Raw genomic sequence first — 16,639 nt, forward strand, 5'->3', positions numbered from 1 at the left:
TCAAGGCATGCATGTGGTGCTTTGGCGTACAGCAAGCTGGAGGCAGGTATGAAACTTTCCATGTTGTTGTGGCTGATGTCCGTCCTGCCCCAACCGCTCGCAGACCAGACCTGTCTGGCGACCACCGTTTACCTGGAGGCACGCAGCCAGTCGACGGTCGGCCAGATGGCAGTGGCGGAAGTCGCCATGCGTCGACGCGAACGCGGCCAATGGGGCGATACGGTGTGCGATGTAGTGAAATCGCCGCATCAATTTGCGCTCTCCACCACCCCGCTCACTCAGGAAATCGACAACCTCGTAGCGTTCCAAAAGGCCTGGGATATTGCCGGCAAGTCGATCAGCAACTGGGGCCTTCCCGCGGACGAACGTCGCTTCTTCGTTCCGCACGCGGATCATTTCGCCACCGTGTCGGTCGCACCCGCATGGTCGCGCAATCACAGCGCCATCACTATCGGCGACCACAAGTTCTACTCAATCAACTGATACGCGAAAAATTTCGATGTAATAAAAAGCCCTCTTGCGAGGGCTTTTTATTTTTTTAAAATTGGACGTCCAGACGTCCAAATCATAGCGTTCGACTCAGCGTGGATAGACCAGGTTGTTATTGATCACCACGTAATCGCCCGGCCGCACGCCCGGATCGGGAATCTGCGTGACCGTTGCATACTGACCGTTATCGAGGCGAATCACGATCTGCCATGCCGGCACTGTGCCGCCCGGCTGGCTGTTGCGGGCACCGACCTGGTTACCTACCGCGCCACCCACTACCGCACCGCCCACGATCGCCGCGGTATTGCCGCGACCATGGCCGATGGTGCTGCCAAGCAGGCCGCCAGCTACCGCGCCGATTACCGTACCGATGCCGCTATTGTTGGTCCCCTGCTGCTGCACATAAACCTGCTGCACTTGTTGCACCACGCCGCAACTCTGGCAGCCGCGATAGCCATAGGTTGTCTGGCCCCGGTAAACCGGTTGGGTTTCGCATCCGGACAGGGCCGCCATGCCTACCAGCAACGCCGCTATCACGACGAACTTGCTTGACTTGATTTTCACGACAACCTCCTTGATGAATCGGTTATTGCGCACCGGAGGCGACACTGCCGCCCTGCTCCACCCTGACGCGATTGCCTGGACTAAATCCATGCGGGTGGTGCGTGTCGCACCGTTGTAGATACGGACCACGTCATGGCTGAAGATATTACTGCCTGTATTCTCAACGGCGTTGCAACGGCGATTCTTTCGATTGCAGCTTGTTCCGCTTCGCCCAGTTGCCGATTGCTGGCGCCCCGGCCAGTTGCCTTGGCAACATCGGACCTGCGCTCAAGCTATTGACTTGGCCATCCGCTCATCCCGAACCTCGGGCGTTGAAGACAATCACGACACATAAACCATGCACCGCGATATTTTACGCAAATGCATTGAAACGCCCGGAGCCCGAAGAGTGGACGGGACCGATTTCAAACCCGCACGAGCCCGCAAGCCCATGGGGAATGGCGTGCATCCATGACTATTACCGACAGCCATGTCCACCTGGACGATGCGCGCTTCGACACCGATCGCGATGCCGTCATCGAGCGTGCTCGCGCAGCCGGCGTAGCCTGGCAGGTTATCCCCGGAACCTGCGCCGCAAGCTGGCCGCACATCCGCGCGCTGTGTCAGCCTGGCAGCGGGCTTTTTCCGGCCTATGGCATGCACCCACTATTCATGGACAGACATCACCAGGATGACATTTCCACGCTATCGCATTGGCTGAAGACCCATCGCCCGCTGGCAGTCGGCGAAATCGGCCTGGACTTCTACGAAGGAAGCCACGATCCGGAAGGCCAACGCACCTATTTCAAGCAGCAATTGAAGCTAGCCCGCGAATTCGACTTGCCGGTTATCGTGCATGCACGCGCTGCCATGGATGAAGTCACTTCGATACTGCGGCGTACCGGAAACCTGCGTGGCGTCGTGCATAGCTTTTCCGGAAGCCAGCAGCAAGCCGAGCAATTGTGGAAGATTGGCTTTCATCTGGGCATCGGCGGACCGGTCACCTATCAGCGTGCGCAGCGCCTGCGTCGTATCGTCACCAGCATGCCGATCGAACACCTGCTGCTGGAGAGCGATGCTCCGGACCAGCCGGGCGCAAGCCATCGCGGCGAACGCAACGAGCCGGCACATATCCGGGACGTCTTGCACTGCATCGCCACTCTGCGCGGCGAAGACGCGGATGCGATCGCCAGCGCCACCACCACCAACGCGCAACGCCTCTTCGGCTTCTGACCACCAGCCAGGCACCACGTCGGCACTTGCAAACCGACGCGCAGGCGGCGCATTATTTATTCCATCAGTGAAATATGCACCGATGAAATGTCCCTGCTCGACCAAATAAAATGCCTGGACGAAGGCATCGCCGGCGTGCGCAAGGTGATTCCGGAAATGCCGGAAGACGCGGCGCTGTGCCGCGTGCTGCTGTTGCTTAGCGAGCGCATGCAGGCGGAGTTTGAGTACAAGCTCAAGCCTTACAAGCTTAACGACAGCGAGTTCCGCACCCTGATCACCCTGTTCTCGCGTCCGGACGGCAGTTCCACCCCGGGCGAGCTGTGCGTCTTTACTTCGCAGGGCGCCACCAACATGACGCGCATTGCCAATGCACTGGTCAAGCGCGGGCTGATCACGCGCGGACCCGGCGCCGAAGACCGGCGCCAGGTTGTCATGCAGATCACGGCGGCGGGGCGCCGCTTCGTGCAAAAAATGCTGCCAGGCATGTTTCCCCGCCTGAAGCTGATCTTTAGCGGCTTCAGCGACACAGAACGCCGCAGCTTGAGCCGACTGCTGCGCAAGCTCGCCCATAACCTCAGTCAACTCGAACACGAAGCGGGTGATCCGCCATGAACGTCGTTGCGTCTCCCTCCCATCCGCGGCTTCGTCCCCTCGCCTTGGCGATGCTATTGGCGACGACACTGGCCGGCTGCGTCATTCCAGCCAAATTGGCGCATCCTGCGCTGCGCGATGACGTTCCCCTGGCCGGACTGCCAACCACCCAGCACGCGGGCTGGCCGGATGCCGAATGGTGGCGCGCTTACAACGATCCGCAACTGGACCAGTTGATCGCGCTGGCCATGAAACAATCGCCAGATCTTGCGCAGGCCCATTCGCGCGTGCAGACCGCCGAACAATCAGTGCGCGTTGCCGCCGCCCAGGCCGGCCTGAACATCAACGGCAATGCGCAAGTGACGCGCCAGCGCATGAGCGACCACGGCCTGTTTCCGCCCGCCCTGCTGGGCTTCGATTGGTACGACCAGGCTGATCTAGGCGTGCAGATCGAATACGACTTCGATTGGTGGGGCAAGAAGCGCGAATCGATCGAAGCCGCGCTGGACCAGGCCCATGCAGCCGAGGCACAACGCAGCGCCGCGGCGCTGAGTATTCAAAATGCCGTGGCCGACACTTATTTCGGCTGGCTGGCCGACGAGAACAGGCTGGCTTTGGCCAGACAGTCCGTGGCGATTCAAGAGCACCTGTTGCAGATCGCCCAATTGCGCGTGCGCCAGGGCGTGGATCTTCCCGATACGGTGCAGCAGGCGCGCGCGCAGCTAGCTGCCGCGCAGCAGATGCAGGTAACGCTGGAAGGATCGGTCGAGCTGCGCAAGGTCGTCTTGGCGGCACTGGCAAACGTGTCGCCCGCCGACCTGCCGTCCTTGCACCCGCAAGCGCTGCCGCAGGTCGAGAGCGCGCTGCCGGAAGATGCACGCCTGGATTTGATCGCTCGTCGCCCCGATATCGCCGCCAGCCGCTGGCAGGTCGAGGCGGCGCTGAAGCAGACCGATGTGGCGCGTGCGCAATATTTTCCCGACGTCAGCATCAACGCGATGGCCGGATTGTCCAGCACCAACCAGGGCGCACCGCATATTCCCGGGCTCATAGCCGGCAGCACTGGCGAACTTGCAAATCTATTCGACGCCGGCAGCCGTGTCTTTGGCATCACCCCTGCCGTACATCTGCCGATCTTCGAAGGCGGCCGGCTGAAGGCGAATTACGGCGCAAGTCGGGCGCAACTCGATGCCGCCATCGCCCAATACGATCTGACCGTGCGGGATGCCGCGCGCGATGTCGCCACGCAGGCGGTAACCGCGCAACAAATAGCCGCCCGCCGTGTAAAACAGGAGGCGCAGACCCAGGCCGACGAGGCATTGGTGACCACGACGCGCGCGCGCGTGGCGCATGGTACGCAGGATGTTCGCCAGAGCCTGGCCGCCGAAGCGCAGTTGTTGCAACAACGCGACCAGGTACTCAGCCTGCATGCGCAGGCGCTGAGCACTGATCTGGCGCTGATCAAGGCACTGGGCGGCGGCTATCGCTCCACTCCCGGCCACGCATCGCATGCCGGCTCTTCTCCCATCGCATCCACCTCCCAATCCGCCGGAGCCCCCGCCCATGAGCGCTTCTGAGTCCGCTATCCCCAAGGACGCCAACGATAGCGGCCTTGCCGCGAAAGATCCCGCCAAGCGCAGTCGCGCACTGCTGATTGTCGGCGCGGTGTTCGTGCTTGCCGCGCTGATCTGGTTCCTGCTTTGGTTCTTTATATTCTCCACTCGCGAAAACACCGATAACGCATACATCGGCGGCAATCAGGTTGCGCTGTCCTCGCAAGTCGCCGGCACGGTCGTGGCGATCCTCACCGACGACACCCAACATGTGGAAGCCGGCCAGGTGTTGGTGAAGCTGGACGGTACCGATGCCGACGTGCGCCTGCGCCAGGCCGGCAGCGCGCTGGCCGAAGCGGTACGCCAGGTACGCCAGCAGACTGAAACGGCAAGCAGCGCCGACGCGACCATTGCTGCGCGCGAAGTCGACCTGCGCAAGGCCCAGGCCGATCTCAAGCGTCACCTGCCGCTGCTTGCGGCGCAGGCGGAGTCACCTGAAATCGTGCAGCACATGCGCGACAGCGTGGCGCAGGCGCAGGCCGCACTGGACACCGCCAAAGCCCAAGCCAAGGCCTCGCGCGCTTCCATCGATGGGGTCGATATCGCGGACAATCCCTCGGTACTGCAGGCGCGCGCGAACTTCCGCGCCGCCTGGGTCGCCGCGCAGCGCAATACTATCGTCGCGCCCGTTACCGGCTATGTCGCGCAGCGCAGCGTGCAGCTGGGCGCAAGCATCACGCCCGGCCAGCAGTTGATGACGATCGTGCCGCTGCATAACTTGTGGATCGATGCCAACTTCAAGGAAAACCAGTTGCGCCATATCCGCATCGGCCAACCGGTAAAGATCACTACCGATCTTTACGGCGGCGGCGTGGACTACCACGGCAAGGTCATCGGCCTGGGCGCCGGAACCGGCAGCGTGTTCTCGTTGCTGCCGGCGCAAAACGCCACCGGCAACTGGATCAAGGTGGTGCAGCGCGTGCCGGTACGCATCGCGCTGGACAACGGCGAACTCGACAAGCATCCGCTGCGCGTGGGCCTGTCCGCCGACGTGACCGTGGACATTTCCAATGACCGGGGCCCGGTGCTTGCCGCGACCGCGCAACAACCGGCCGCGGAAACCTCGGTGTACGACCAGGTCGCGGCGCAAGCCGATGCGCAGGCCGAGAAGATCATTCGCGCCAATCTCGACAGCGCTGCCCAATCCTCGAACTGATGCCCTGCTAGCGAGCCCGCCATGGCCGTCCCACCCGAACAAGCAGCGCCGCTGAAGCCGTTGCACGGCATGCCGCTGGTATTGCTGACCATCGCGGTTGCGTTCAGCACCTTCATGGAAGTGCTGGACATGACCATCGTCAACGTCGCGGTGCCGCACATCTCCGGCAGCCTTGGCGTGAGCGCCAGCGAAGGCACCTGGACGATCAGTTCCTACTCGCTGGCCAGCGCGATCATGCAGCCGCTTACCGGCTGGATCGCGCGGCGTTTCGGCGAAGTGCGCACCTTCGTCGTGTCGGTCATGCTGTTTGTGCTGTTTTCCATGCTGTGCGGCATGGCAACCAGCATGCCGATGCTGGTATTCAGCCGCCTGATGCAGGGCGCGGGCTCGGGGCCGATGGTAGCGCTGTCGCTGACCTTGCTGTTGTCCAGCTACCCGAAGGAACGGCAAGGCATCGCGCTGGCGCTATGGGCCATGACCGTGGTGGTCGCGCCGATTTTCGGGCCGATCCTCGGCGGCTGGATCACGGACAACCTGTCCTGGCCGTGGATCTTCTACATCAATCTGCCGGTGGGCATCCTTGCCGGCCTTATCACCTGGATGCTGCTGCGCAAACGCGAGACTCGCACCGTCAAGACGCCGATCGACGTGATCGGCCTGGCATTGCTGGTGGGCGGCGTCGGCTGCCTGCAATTCATGCTCGATAACGGCAACGATCACGATTGGTTCGCCTCGCCGCTGATCCTGACGCTGGGACTGATTGCGCTGGTCTGCCTCACCTTCCTGGTGGTGTGGGAAATCCACGCCAAGCACCCGGTGGTGGATCTGGCCCTGTTCAAGCAGCGCAATTTCACGGTGGGCGTGATCAGCCTGTCGCTGGGCATGTTCGCCTTCTTCGGCATCAACGTGGTGTTCCCGCTGTGGCTGCAAACCACCCTGGGCTACACCGCCACCTGGGCCGGCCTGGCGAGTGCGCCGGTAGGTGTGCTGGCTTTCCTGCTGTCGCCGATCCTCGGGCGCAACATGCACCGGCTGGATTTGCGCATGGTGGTGACCTTCGCGTTTGTCGTATTCGCGGTCACTTCGTATTGGTTTTCCACCTTCGACAGCGCAGCATCCTTCGCCACCCTGGTAGTGCCGCGCTTCGTGATGGGTATCGCCATCCCGTGCTTCTTCATCCCGCTCAACCAGATCTACCTCTCCGGCCTGCCCGCCTCGGAAATCGCCAGCGCGTCGGGGCTCTCCAACTTTTTCCGTACCCTGGGCTCCAGCGTCTCCACCGCCGTGACGGTGACCCTCTGGCAACACCGCGGCATCTGGCACCATGCCACCCTCGCCGAATACGTAAGCCCTGGCCAGCCGGCCGCCACGCATTACCTGCAGCAGCTGGCGCACATGAACTTCAGCCCCACCCAACAGCTGGGCTTCATCGACCAGATCGTGACCCGGGAAGGGCTCACCCTGGCCGTGAACGACATCTTTTACCTATGCGCCATCCTGTTCGTGGCGCTGATCCCGGTGCTTTGGTTCTCGCGACCGCCGTTCGGCAGCGCCGGGGGCGCCATGGGCCACTAGGGATGTTCTGATCAATGCTACGTAGGCGTCACCAGCTCTGTCTGTTCGCAGACCATAGGTTCGTCGGCGCACGCGGAGAGGGTACATGGATGTACCCGGCTTTGAGGAGCGAGGAAAGCAGACTGGCCGTCTGTCGAGACGACGGGCCGCAGGGATGCGGACAGACAGAGCTGGCCCCAACATGTTGAATTTAAAGCGATGGGGTGATGTCCAGAAGGCTCGCAGAGTGCGCCGCGCGGCTTGGCAAGACGGCCAGTCTTCCCGGCGCCGCACAACACACTCTGCGAGCCTTCTGGTCATCATGCCGCCTGCGTAGCATTGNTGCACTCGGCTTTGAGGAGCGAGGAAGGGATGCGGACAGACAGAGCTGGCCCCAACATGTTGAATTTAAAGCGATGGGGTGATGACCAGAAGGCTCGCAGAGTGCGCCGCGCGGCTTGGCAAGACGGCCAGTCTTCCCGGCGCCGCACAACACACTCTGCGAGCCTTCTGGTCATCATGCCGCCTGCGTAGCATGGATCAGAGCATCCCTAGCGTCGTAGTGCCCGATGCGCGATGTCACGCCGGCAAAAAGCACCATCGAAATGGATTTTCTTCGCAGCCTCATAGGCGTGCTCGCGTGCGGCGGCAATGTCCTTGCCCAGGGCACAAACGGTCAGCACGCGACCACCGGCGGTGATCACATGGCCTTGCGCGTCAAGCGCGGTGCCGGCATGGAATACCTTCACGTCGCGACTGAACTCCTCATCCAGGCCATGGATCGCATCGCCGGTTTTCACCTTGGCCGGATAACCTCCGGCCGCCATCACCACGCCAATGGACGGACGCGAATCCCAGTGCGCGTGAGCATGATGCAACTCGCCATCGAGTGCTGCCTCGATCAGTTCGACCAGATCGGACTTGAGCCGCAACATGATCGGCTGCGTTTCCGGATCGCCGAAGCGCACGTTGAATTCGATCACCTTGGGCGTGCCATGCGCATCGATCATCAGGCCGGCGTACAGGAAGCCGATGAACGGCGCGCCTTCCGCAGCCATGCCACGCAGGGTGGGTTCGATCACTTCCCTGAGGATGCGTTTTTCCACTTCGGGCGTGACCACCGGCGCCGGCGAGTATGCACCCATGCCGCCGGTGTTCGGGCCGAGATCGTTGTCGTCACGGCGCTTGTGATCCTGGCTGCTGGCCATCGGCAGCGCGTGCGAGCCGTCGCTCATCACAATGTAGCTGGCTTCCTCGCCTTGCAGGAATTCCTCGATCACGACGCGCGCCGACGCATCGCCGAAAGCATGCGCACCGAGCATGTCATGCAAGGCAAGTTCGGCATCACTCAGGGTGAGGGCAACCACCACGCCCTTGCCCGCCGCCAGGCCGTCGGCCTTGATCACGATCGGCGCGCCGTGCTCGCGCACATAGGCAAGCGCCTTGTTGAGTTCGGTGAAGACCGCATAGCGCGCGGTGGGAATGTTGTGGCGAAGCAGGAAATCCTTGGCGAACGCCTTGGAGCCCTCCAACTGCGCGGCAATGGCGCGTGGACCGAAAATGCGCAGGCCCGCGGCGCGGAATTTATCGACCACGCCGGCTACCAGCGGCACTTCCGGGCCGACCACGGTCAAATCGACCTTCTCGGCCTTGGCCAGCTTCAGCAGGCCCTCGATGTCACCGGCCGCGACATCGGCGTTGCGCAAGCCATGTTCGCGTGCCGTACCGGCATTCCCCGGCGCCACGATAACTTCACTCACGCGCCGCGATTGCTTGAGTTTCCAGGCCAGCGCGTGCTCGCGACCGCCGTTACCGATAACCAGAACCTTCATGCCGTTACTCCGAAACCTTCCGCGCCCCTGGCGCAAGCGGCGCATTGTAGCGGAGCTGGAGGACGTCTCCGGATGGAGCTCCGGCTGCTTCCCGCATGTTGCTAGAGGGGGACGTGCCGGGCGAGCAGTTCGAGCAAGGCGGCGCGGGGAAGCTTTCCGGTTTCGTTGCGCGGCAGGCTGTCCACCAGCCGCAGCGGGCGCGGCAGGAAGACCGGATCGATCCAGGCACGCAAGGCATCGAGGATCATGTGCTCGTCGAGCATGGGGGCCACCACCAGCGCGGCGATGCGTCGAATGCCGATGGCGTCGGCCTCGTCGAGCTGGAATACCACGCCATCCTGCACCCCGGGAATGGCCAGCAGGCGGCGCGTGAGGTCACCCAGCGAGGCGCGCTTACCGGCAATTTCCAGCAGGTCGGCGTGCCTGCCGCATAATTCGAAACGGCGGCCCGCGTCGTGCAGGGTCATGATATCGGCCAGGATGGCCGGCGCATCGAGCTGCGGCGCTTCGATTTGGGTACCGTCCGGCTGCGGATGAAGTTGCACGCCCTGATAAAGCGACCAACGACTGTCCACGGTGACCTGCCGCGTGGCAAACGCGCAGGTTTCGGTCGATCCGAACACCTCCAGCAACGGCGCTGCGAAACGCGCCTCCGCCTGCCCGGCCAACTCGGCCGGCAGGGGTGCGGTGGCCGAAAGCATCGCGGCCAGGGGCGGCAAGCGCACGCCCGAGGCCATCAGCGCGCGCAAATGCACCGGCGTGGTTACCAGCACACGCGGCGCAACCATGTCCTCCAGGGCACTGGCGATATCGGCTGGAAAGAACGGTCGGCCGCCATGCACCTGCACGTCGCCCAGCAGCGGCAGCAGCACCGACATCTCGATGCCGTAGATGTGCTGCGGCGGCACGGTCGCGACCACCGAGAATCGCTCGCCGACGACCTGCCGCAACATGTGCAAGTTGCCGGCGGTACTGGCGTGCAGGCTGCGCCAGGATTTGGCGTTTGGCCGCGGCATGCCGGTGGAACCAGAGGTATAGCCCACGACCGCGATCTGCGTGGCGGGAATGGCGGGCCATGCCATCGCCTCCACGGACGCCTCCACCGGCAGCGATGGCAGCACGTGATAGCGCTGCGGAGCGGGATGCAACGACCGATCACCCACCACGTAACAACCCGGATGCGCCGCCATCACCTCTTCCACCGCATGCGTTGCGCGCGAGGGCGGCAGCAGGTTGGCCTGGCCGCGCAAGGCAATCGCACAGAAAGCGACCAGGAATGCATAGCGGTCTTCGCACAGATTCACGGCCGCAAGGGCATCAGGCAATTGCGAGGCAACATGTTCGACATGGGCAATGCACTGCGTGGCGTTGATCGCCCGGCCTTCGTGCATCGCCACCACGCGCCTCGGATCGCCGACCTTCAACAGAGGTAGCAGGCGCTGGGCCTCATCTCGCTGATAAGTGTCGTAGACGATCGCCACGCGCGCTCCTGTTGCTTTATCGATTCAATCAACTCCGCACCGGCCGGATCGGTCGGCGACTGCCAGCATTCGCAATGGCATCCTGCACGCCCCATCCTCAGGGTTGCGGCTGAATCAGCGCCTACCGCGCTACGGCCGTGTCTCGCAGGATTCAGGTTCGGATGATAGCGCCTGTCAAGGCATCCCGGATGGTGGTGGGTTGGGTGGCATCGCCCAACGGGGCATCGATCACGCCGTCCAGCGCGTCGCCGAAATAGTCGGCCACGGTGACGATATTCCGCGCTGGCGGCTGGCCATGAGGATTGGCGCTGGTCGATACCAGGGCGCCCCCGAATGCACGGCACAACGCTGCCGCCGGCGGATGTGCAGTAACACGCAGCGCAATGCCGGCATGTGCACCAGCCACCCAGTCAGGTACATCCTGGCTGCGAGGAAAGACCCATGTGAACGGCCCAGGCCAGCTGGCTCGTACCTGTGCCAGCACGTCGGCCGGGATCTTTGCCATGTCGACGTAGCGTTGCACCTGCGCGAAGTCCGCGGCAATCAGCAACACGCCTTGCGTGGCCGGACGCTGTTTAAGCGCGAAGATGCGATCGAAGGCCGTCCGGTCGTGCGGATCACAGCCAAGGCCAAACACCGCCTCGGTGGGATAGGCCACTACGCCGCCTTTACGCAACAGCGGCGCGACGTCCTCCAGCTCATTGATGCCATAACGTCTGGTCATTCGGAGTCCGCGTAGGGATGCATGCGTCGGTACATAGTCACACCCCTCGGAAGAGGGGCTCGCCCGGCACACTATGTCAAATGGACTTACACCTTTGATTTTTTCGCGGCAGCTTTTTTGGCGCCGGCCTTCTTCGTCGCCACCTTCTTCGCCGCAGTCTTCTTCGCCGGTGCTTTCTTGGCAGCCGCCTTCGTGGTCGTGGTTTTCTTGGCCGCCGGCTTTTTCGCCGCGGCCTTCTTGGCCGACGATTTGGCGGCACCCTTCTTGCCGAAGCGGCCCTTCTTCACGGGCGCCGCCGCCAGCAACTCGATGCATTGCGCTTCGGTCAGTTCCTTCGGTTCCTGGTCCTTGGGAATGCGCGCGTTTTTCTCGCCATCGCTGATGTACGGGCCAAAGCGCCCGTTGAGTACCTGCACGCCGTTGCCGAAATCCATGATGATGCGGTTGGCGATCAGGTCCAGCTTTTCCTGCACGATCTGCAGGGCGCGCGGCAGTTCGATGGTGTACGGATCATCCTCGGCCTTGAGCGAGGCATAGGTACTGCCCTGCTTCACGAAGGGGCCGAAGCGACCGACACCCACGCTCACTTCTTCGCCACCTTCGGTATGGCCAAGCTGGCGCGGCAACTTGAACAGTTCGATCGCCTCTTCCAGCGTGATCGTGTGCATGCTCTGGCCCGGACGCAAGGAAGCGAACTGCAGCTTTTCGTCCACGTCCTTGTCGCCAATCTGCGCATACGGTCCATAGCGGCCCAGCCTGACGGAAAGCGGCCTGCCCGATTTGGGGTCCGTGCCAAGCTCGCGCGCGCCGGTCGCTTCGCTGCGATCGACGGTTTCGGTCTTTTCCTCGACCTGCTGCTTGAACGGCGTCCAGAAGCGCTGCATCAGCGGCACCCAGGCTTCTTCGCCGCGGCTCACCGCGTCGAGTTCGTCTTCCAGCTTGGCGGTGAAGTCGTAGTCGACGTACTGGGTGAAATGCTGGGTAAGGAACTTGCTGACCGCGCGACCGACATCGGTAGGGCGGAAGCGGCGGCTGTCCAGCAGCACGTATTCTCGATTCTGCAGCACCTGGATGATGCTGGCATACGTGGACGGGCGACCGATGCCGTATTCCTCCAGCGCCTTGACCAGGCTCGCTTCGGAATAGCGCGGCGGCGGTTCGGTGAAATGCTGGTCGGTGACGATATCGTGCAACGGCACCTGCTCGCCTTTTTGCAGGCGCGGCAGACGACGGCCTTCATCGTCGTCCTCGGCGGACTTCTGGTCGCGCCCTTCTTCGTACACGGCGAGAAAGCCCGGGTCGACGATGGTCGTGCCCGTGGCGCGAAACGCCGCATCGCCTCCGGCTACCTGCTTGAGGTCGAAATCCACCGACACGGTATTCATCGTGGCATGGATCATCTGGCAGGCGACCGTGCGCTTCCAGATCAACTCGTAGAGCTTGCGTTGTTCATCGTTGAGGAACGCCGCCACTTCGCGCGGCGTGCGCAGTGCGGAGGTAGGCCTGATCGCCTCGTGCGCTTCCTGTGCGTTTTTGGATTTGGTGCGATAAACCTGCGGGCCGTCCGGCAGCGCCTTGTTGCCGTAGTCGCGCGCGATCAACTGCCGCAATTCGCCCAGCGCATCTTCCGACAGCGCGGTGGAGTCGGTACGCATGTAGGTGATCAGGCCGACGTTGCCTTCGCTGCCCAGGCCCACGCCTTCATACAGGCCTTGCGCGATCTTCATGGTGCGGCTGGTCGTGAAGCCAAGCTTGCGCGCCGCTTCCTGCTGCAGGGTGGAGGTGGTGAACGGCGGCGCCGGGCGGCGCTTGCGTTCCTTGCTGCCCACGTCGCTGACGGTGAGGTGGCCGCGCGCGGCTTCCTTCAGCGCCGCGCGGGCGGCCGTGGCATCGGTCTCGTTGGTGAGGTCGAACTGCTCGAATTTCTTGCCGTTGAGCTTGGTCAGGCGCGCATTGAAATCGCCTTCGGCGTGCTTGAGCCGGGCCTCGACCGTCCAGTATTCACGGGCGATGAAGGCTTCGATTTCTTCCTCGCGCTCCACGATCATGCGCAGCGCCGGGCTTTGCACGCGGCCAGCGGACAAACCGCGCTGCACCTTGCGCCAGAGCACCGGCGACAGATTGAAGCCGACCAGGTAATCCAGCGCACGGCGGGCCTGCTGCGCATCGACCAGGTCGTGCGACAGCGCGCGCGGCGCGGCCACCGCCGCCTTGATCGCCTTGGGCGTGATCTCGGAGAACACCACCCGATGCAGTTGCTTGCCCTCGGCCAGTCCGCGTTCCTTGAGGATCTCGCTGATATGCCAGCTGATGGCCTCGCCCTCGCGATCCAAGTCGGTCGCCAGATAGATGTCGTCGGCGACCTTGGCCGCCTTGGCGATCGCGTCGACGTGTTTTTCGTTGCGCTCGATCACTTCGTACTTCATGGCGAAATCGTGCTCGGGGTCGACCGCGCCTTCCTTGGGCTTCAGGTCACGCACGTGCCCGTAGGAGGCCAGGACCTGAAAGTCCTTGCCGAGGTATTTGTTGATCGTCTTGGCCTTGGCCGGCGATTCAACGATGAGCAGGTTTTTTGCCATGTGGCTTGAGGTTCCAGGGGTGCATCCGCGGCATGATGAAGCCGCCTTCTTTATATAGTTGGAAGCATGCCAGCTTGACGGCTGTCAAGCTGGCACATGTGAAAACGAGGTCCGGAGCGCTTCCGGCTACCCTCGTTCAATCACCGGGAAGCCGTTGGTAGCGGCCGCCCGGCAGGCCTTCGATGCAACCTTCCAGCTCCAGCATGAGCAGCATGGATGACAAGACGGCCGCGCTCTGCCCGGTGCGCGCCGCCAGCTCGTCCAGCGCCGCCGGATCGTGCCCGAGCACCTCCAGCAAGCGCCGATAATCCGGATCGTCGCGCCAGCCGCCAGTCGTGGCTGGCCGGTCGTGCCTCGTGCCAGCCAGCGGCGCGCGCTCCAGGCGCTGGGCCAGCTCGGCACCAAGCGCCCGCGCGGCGGGAACCAGGGTTTCGGCAATTTCCGAGGCGCTCTCGACCAGCCGCACACCTTCCCTGATAAGACGATGGCAGCCGCGGGCGAGCGGATTATGGATGGAACCGGGCACGGCGAATACCTCCCGTCCCTGTTCGCCAGCGAGCCGGGCCGTAATCAGCGATCCGGATTGCAGCCCGGCCTCGATCACGACCGTGCCCAGGGAGAGCCCCGCGATGATGCGATTACGGCGCGGAAAATGATCCGCGCGAGCAGCCATGCCCGGCGGAAATTCGCTGACCAGCGCGCCCTGCGCGGTCACTCGCGCGGAAAGTTCGCGATGCTTGCGCGGATAGACCAGGTCTGGCCCGGTGCCGATCACGGCAATAGTAGGCAACTGCGCATCGAGCGCGGCTTCATGCGCCGCGCCGTCGATGCCATCGGCCAAACCGCTGGTCACCACGTAGCCGGTCATGGCGAGGTGGCGGGCAAAAGCACGGGCGTTGCTCTTGCCGGCGACGCTGGCGCTGCGCGCGCCGACGATCGCTACCTGCGGATGCAGCAGCAGGCTGCTGTCGCCGGCAACGAAAAGCGCCACGGGCGGCTGCGGAATGGCTTCCAGCAGAGGCGGAAAGTCCGCCTCGGTACAACGCAGCAAACGATGGCCCGGTTCGGCCAGCCATGCAAGGTCCGCGGCGATCCGACCTTCGTCGGGCTGCTCCAGCCACGCCTGCGCTTGCGCGCCTAGTGAGGCGGCATGTCGCCGAAGCTGCGTGAGCACATGGCCGATCTGGCCCTGTGCCGCGGCCAGTCGCTCCCGCAAACCGCCCGGTCCCAACCCTGGCGTGCGCAGGGCGATCAACCAATCACGCAATTCCACTCGTTCGTCCATGTCCCGAGTCTACGGGAAGGCCGGCGGCAGCCATGGCGCGCGATGGCCGCATCACGATGTGGGATTTTGGCGAAAACAGATGAGACCCGGCAGGAATGCTCATGGAAGCCGCTGGCATTCTTTCGTATCTGGAACGCAGAAACGACAACGGCGCGGAATGGCCGCGCCGTTTGATTTCATGAAAGCCATCGCAGCGAAGGAGATGAGCGGATACTTCCACTCCCCCTTACCTTATTCCGGCATCTTTACCCTTGCGCCCACCTTCACCGGCTTGAGCCCGTCCATCACCACGCCATAGCTCACCCGGTCGAAGGTGCGGAAGATCATGACGTGGCCGACATATTCATCCGGCAAGGTCACGAACTTATGGCTGTAGCGGGTCCAGCTATCGTGGGCGACGTCATCCGGCATCTGCTCGCCCGGCTGCCATAGCGAGAAGGTCGTGCCGTTGTCGACGCCGTCTTTGGCGCCGATCGAAAGCACCACCACGTCGTTGGGACCGACCTCGCTCAGGCGTTCCAGCGAAAACGCGATCACACGTCCGTCGGGCGGCAGGGTCTTGGGCGGATGCGGGTAGTAATACGGATCATACGGATTGTCGTCGATCGGCATCAGCCGATCGCCCGCGCGGACTTCCATGATCGAGCTCAGCAGCAGCAGCGTCGACGGATCGCCGCCGCGCAGCACTTCGGCCTGTCCGATCACCGTGACTTCCATCGCCAGGGTCTTGCCACGGAAGGCGTGATTGGGGGTGGCACGGCCCAGGTCGGTCTGCCATTCCTCGTTCCAGGGCGTGCGCGTGGTGGCGACGTCGCTATCGACCAGGTTGGCCGCCATATCGTCGCTTTCTTCCGATTCCGAACCGCCGTAGGTGCGGAACACATGGGTCGGGCGCACGATCGCCCAGCGCTGGCCGGGCTGCGCATTGAGATTGCGCACGTAGATATTACGGCCCGAGGTGCCGGTCAGGTCGCCTTCTTCGAAACCCATGACATAAGGCGCGTTTTTCACCGCGTCCGGATCCACCACGCGCGAATCCTTCAGGTACGGCTTGAGCTGGTCGAGCGGAATCGCCGGAATGGCATCGCCTTCGCGATGGACCGCCGGCTCCAGCCGCAGCGATGGGCCTCCGTTGATGAAGGACAGGTCGAGCACGTCGCCCGGGTAGATCAGGTGCGGATTGCGTACCTGCGGATTGGCCTGCCAGATTTCCGGCCAGAGCCAGGGCTTGGACAGGAAGCGGGCGGAAATGGCCCAGAGCGTATCGCCGCGGCGCACGGTATAGCTGTCGGGATGATCGGCGCGCAGCTGTACGCCGGCCGCATAGACGGCCACCGTGACCAGCATGCCGGCCAGCAGCCCGATGGACTTTCTGATCATAAACGGGAATCCCCCCTCCCCCGATGCTCGGGCGAGTGTAACCGAACCGTTAACCCAAGCAACACGTGCCAGTTGGCAAATCCGTGCGCCGACAATGCGTTGAAACAAGTAGAATAACCACATTCTAGACCGCGCCCGGGCTGGCTTTTACCAATTCGCCCGCAATTCCGGCGCCTGAG

General features: G+C 63.2%; 13 protein-coding genes. 6 read left to right on the forward strand and 7 right to left on the reverse strand.

Annotated features, from left to right (window positions below):
• Positions 1–48: 48 nt before the first annotated feature.
• Complete coding sequence (locus ISP15_RS02455; protein WP_404544716.1) at positions 49–483, forward strand: cell wall hydrolase; 435 nt, start codon at positions 49–51, stop codon at positions 481–483.
• A 96-nt stretch (positions 484–579) separates the two neighbouring features.
• Here ISP15_RS02455 and ISP15_RS02460 read toward each other — a convergent pair whose 3' ends face one another.
• Positions 580–1,053: an outer membrane lipoprotein gene (locus tag ISP15_RS02460; protein ID WP_404544717.1), complete on the reverse strand. Its 474-nt coding sequence runs from the start codon at positions 1,051–1,053 to the stop codon at positions 580–582.
• Positions 1,054–1,503: 450 nt separating this feature from the next.
• Between ISP15_RS02460 and ISP15_RS02465 the strand changes: the two genes are divergently transcribed.
• The 5 genes from ISP15_RS02465 (at position 1,504) to ISP15_RS02485 (ending at position 7,200) form a co-directional block, all read left to right on the forward strand.
• Positions 1,504–2,265 (forward strand): TatD family hydrolase, encoded by a 762-nt coding sequence (locus ISP15_RS02465; RefSeq protein WP_404544719.1) that lies wholly within the window; start codon positions 1,504–1,506, stop codon positions 2,263–2,265.
• An 87-nt stretch (positions 2,266–2,352) separates the two neighbouring features.
• Entirely contained in the window at positions 2,353–2,877 is a 525-nt protein-coding gene (locus ISP15_RS02470; protein ID WP_404544721.1) for a MarR family winged helix-turn-helix transcriptional regulator, read from the forward strand.
• Positions 2,874–4,433 (forward strand): efflux transporter outer membrane subunit, encoded by a 1,560-nt coding sequence (locus tag ISP15_RS02475; RefSeq protein ID WP_404544723.1) that lies wholly within the window; start codon positions 2,874–2,876, stop codon positions 4,431–4,433. Before ISP15_RS02470 ends, ISP15_RS02475 begins: the two co-directional genes overlap by 4 nt.
• Positions 4,420–5,625 carry an HlyD family secretion protein gene (locus ISP15_RS02480; protein WP_404544725.1) on the forward strand — a complete coding sequence of 402 codons (1,206 nt, stop codon included), beginning with the start codon at positions 4,420–4,422 and terminating at the stop codon, positions 5,623–5,625. The genes ISP15_RS02475 and ISP15_RS02480 overlap by 14 nt, the downstream gene beginning before the upstream one ends.
• Before the next feature lie 21 nt (positions 5,626–5,646).
• Positions 5,647–7,200, forward strand: a complete 1,554-nt coding sequence (locus tag ISP15_RS02485; RefSeq protein WP_404544727.1) for a DHA2 family efflux MFS transporter permease subunit — start codon at positions 5,647–5,649, stop codon at positions 7,198–7,200.
• Positions 7,201–7,730: 530 nt separating this feature from the next.
• Here the strand turns inward: ISP15_RS02485 and purD are convergent.
• From purD to ISP15_RS02515, 6 genes are all read right to left on the reverse strand, one after another.
• Complete coding sequence (gene purD, locus ISP15_RS02490; RefSeq protein ID WP_404544729.1) at positions 7,731–9,011, reverse strand: phosphoribosylamine--glycine ligase; 1,281 nt, start codon at positions 9,009–9,011, stop codon at positions 7,731–7,733.
• Between the two features lie 101 nt (positions 9,012–9,112).
• Positions 9,113–10,402 carry an AMP-binding protein gene (locus ISP15_RS02495; protein ID WP_404545320.1) on the reverse strand — a complete coding sequence of 430 codons (1,290 nt, stop codon included), beginning with the start codon at positions 10,400–10,402 and terminating at the stop codon, positions 9,113–9,115.
• A 241-nt stretch (positions 10,403–10,643) separates the two neighbouring features.
• On the reverse strand, positions 10,644–11,216 hold the full coding sequence (locus ISP15_RS02500; RefSeq protein ID WP_404544731.1) for an L-threonylcarbamoyladenylate synthase: 573 nt from the start codon (positions 11,214–11,216) through the stop codon (positions 10,644–10,646).
• 86 nt (positions 11,217–11,302) lie between these two features.
• A complete protein-coding gene (locus ISP15_RS02505) occupies positions 11,303–13,795 on the reverse strand; it encodes a DNA topoisomerase I (protein ID WP_404544733.1) in 2,493 nt (830 codons plus the stop codon).
• Positions 13,796–13,931: 136 nt separating this feature from the next.
• A complete protein-coding gene (dprA, locus tag ISP15_RS02510; protein ID WP_404544736.1) occupies positions 13,932–15,080 on the reverse strand; it encodes a DNA-processing protein DprA in 1,149 nt (382 codons plus the stop codon).
• A gap of 231 nt (positions 15,081–15,311) precedes the next feature.
• Positions 15,312–16,460 carry a LysM peptidoglycan-binding domain-containing protein gene (locus ISP15_RS02515; protein WP_404544738.1) on the reverse strand — a complete coding sequence of 383 codons (1,149 nt, stop codon included), beginning with the start codon at positions 16,458–16,460 and terminating at the stop codon, positions 15,312–15,314.
• Positions 16,461–16,639 lie beyond the last annotated feature (179 nt).

It is taken from the genome of Dyella jejuensis, assembly GCF_044904675.1.
GTDB lineage: Bacteria > Pseudomonadota > Gammaproteobacteria > Xanthomonadales > Rhodanobacteraceae > Dyella_B > Dyella_B jejuensis.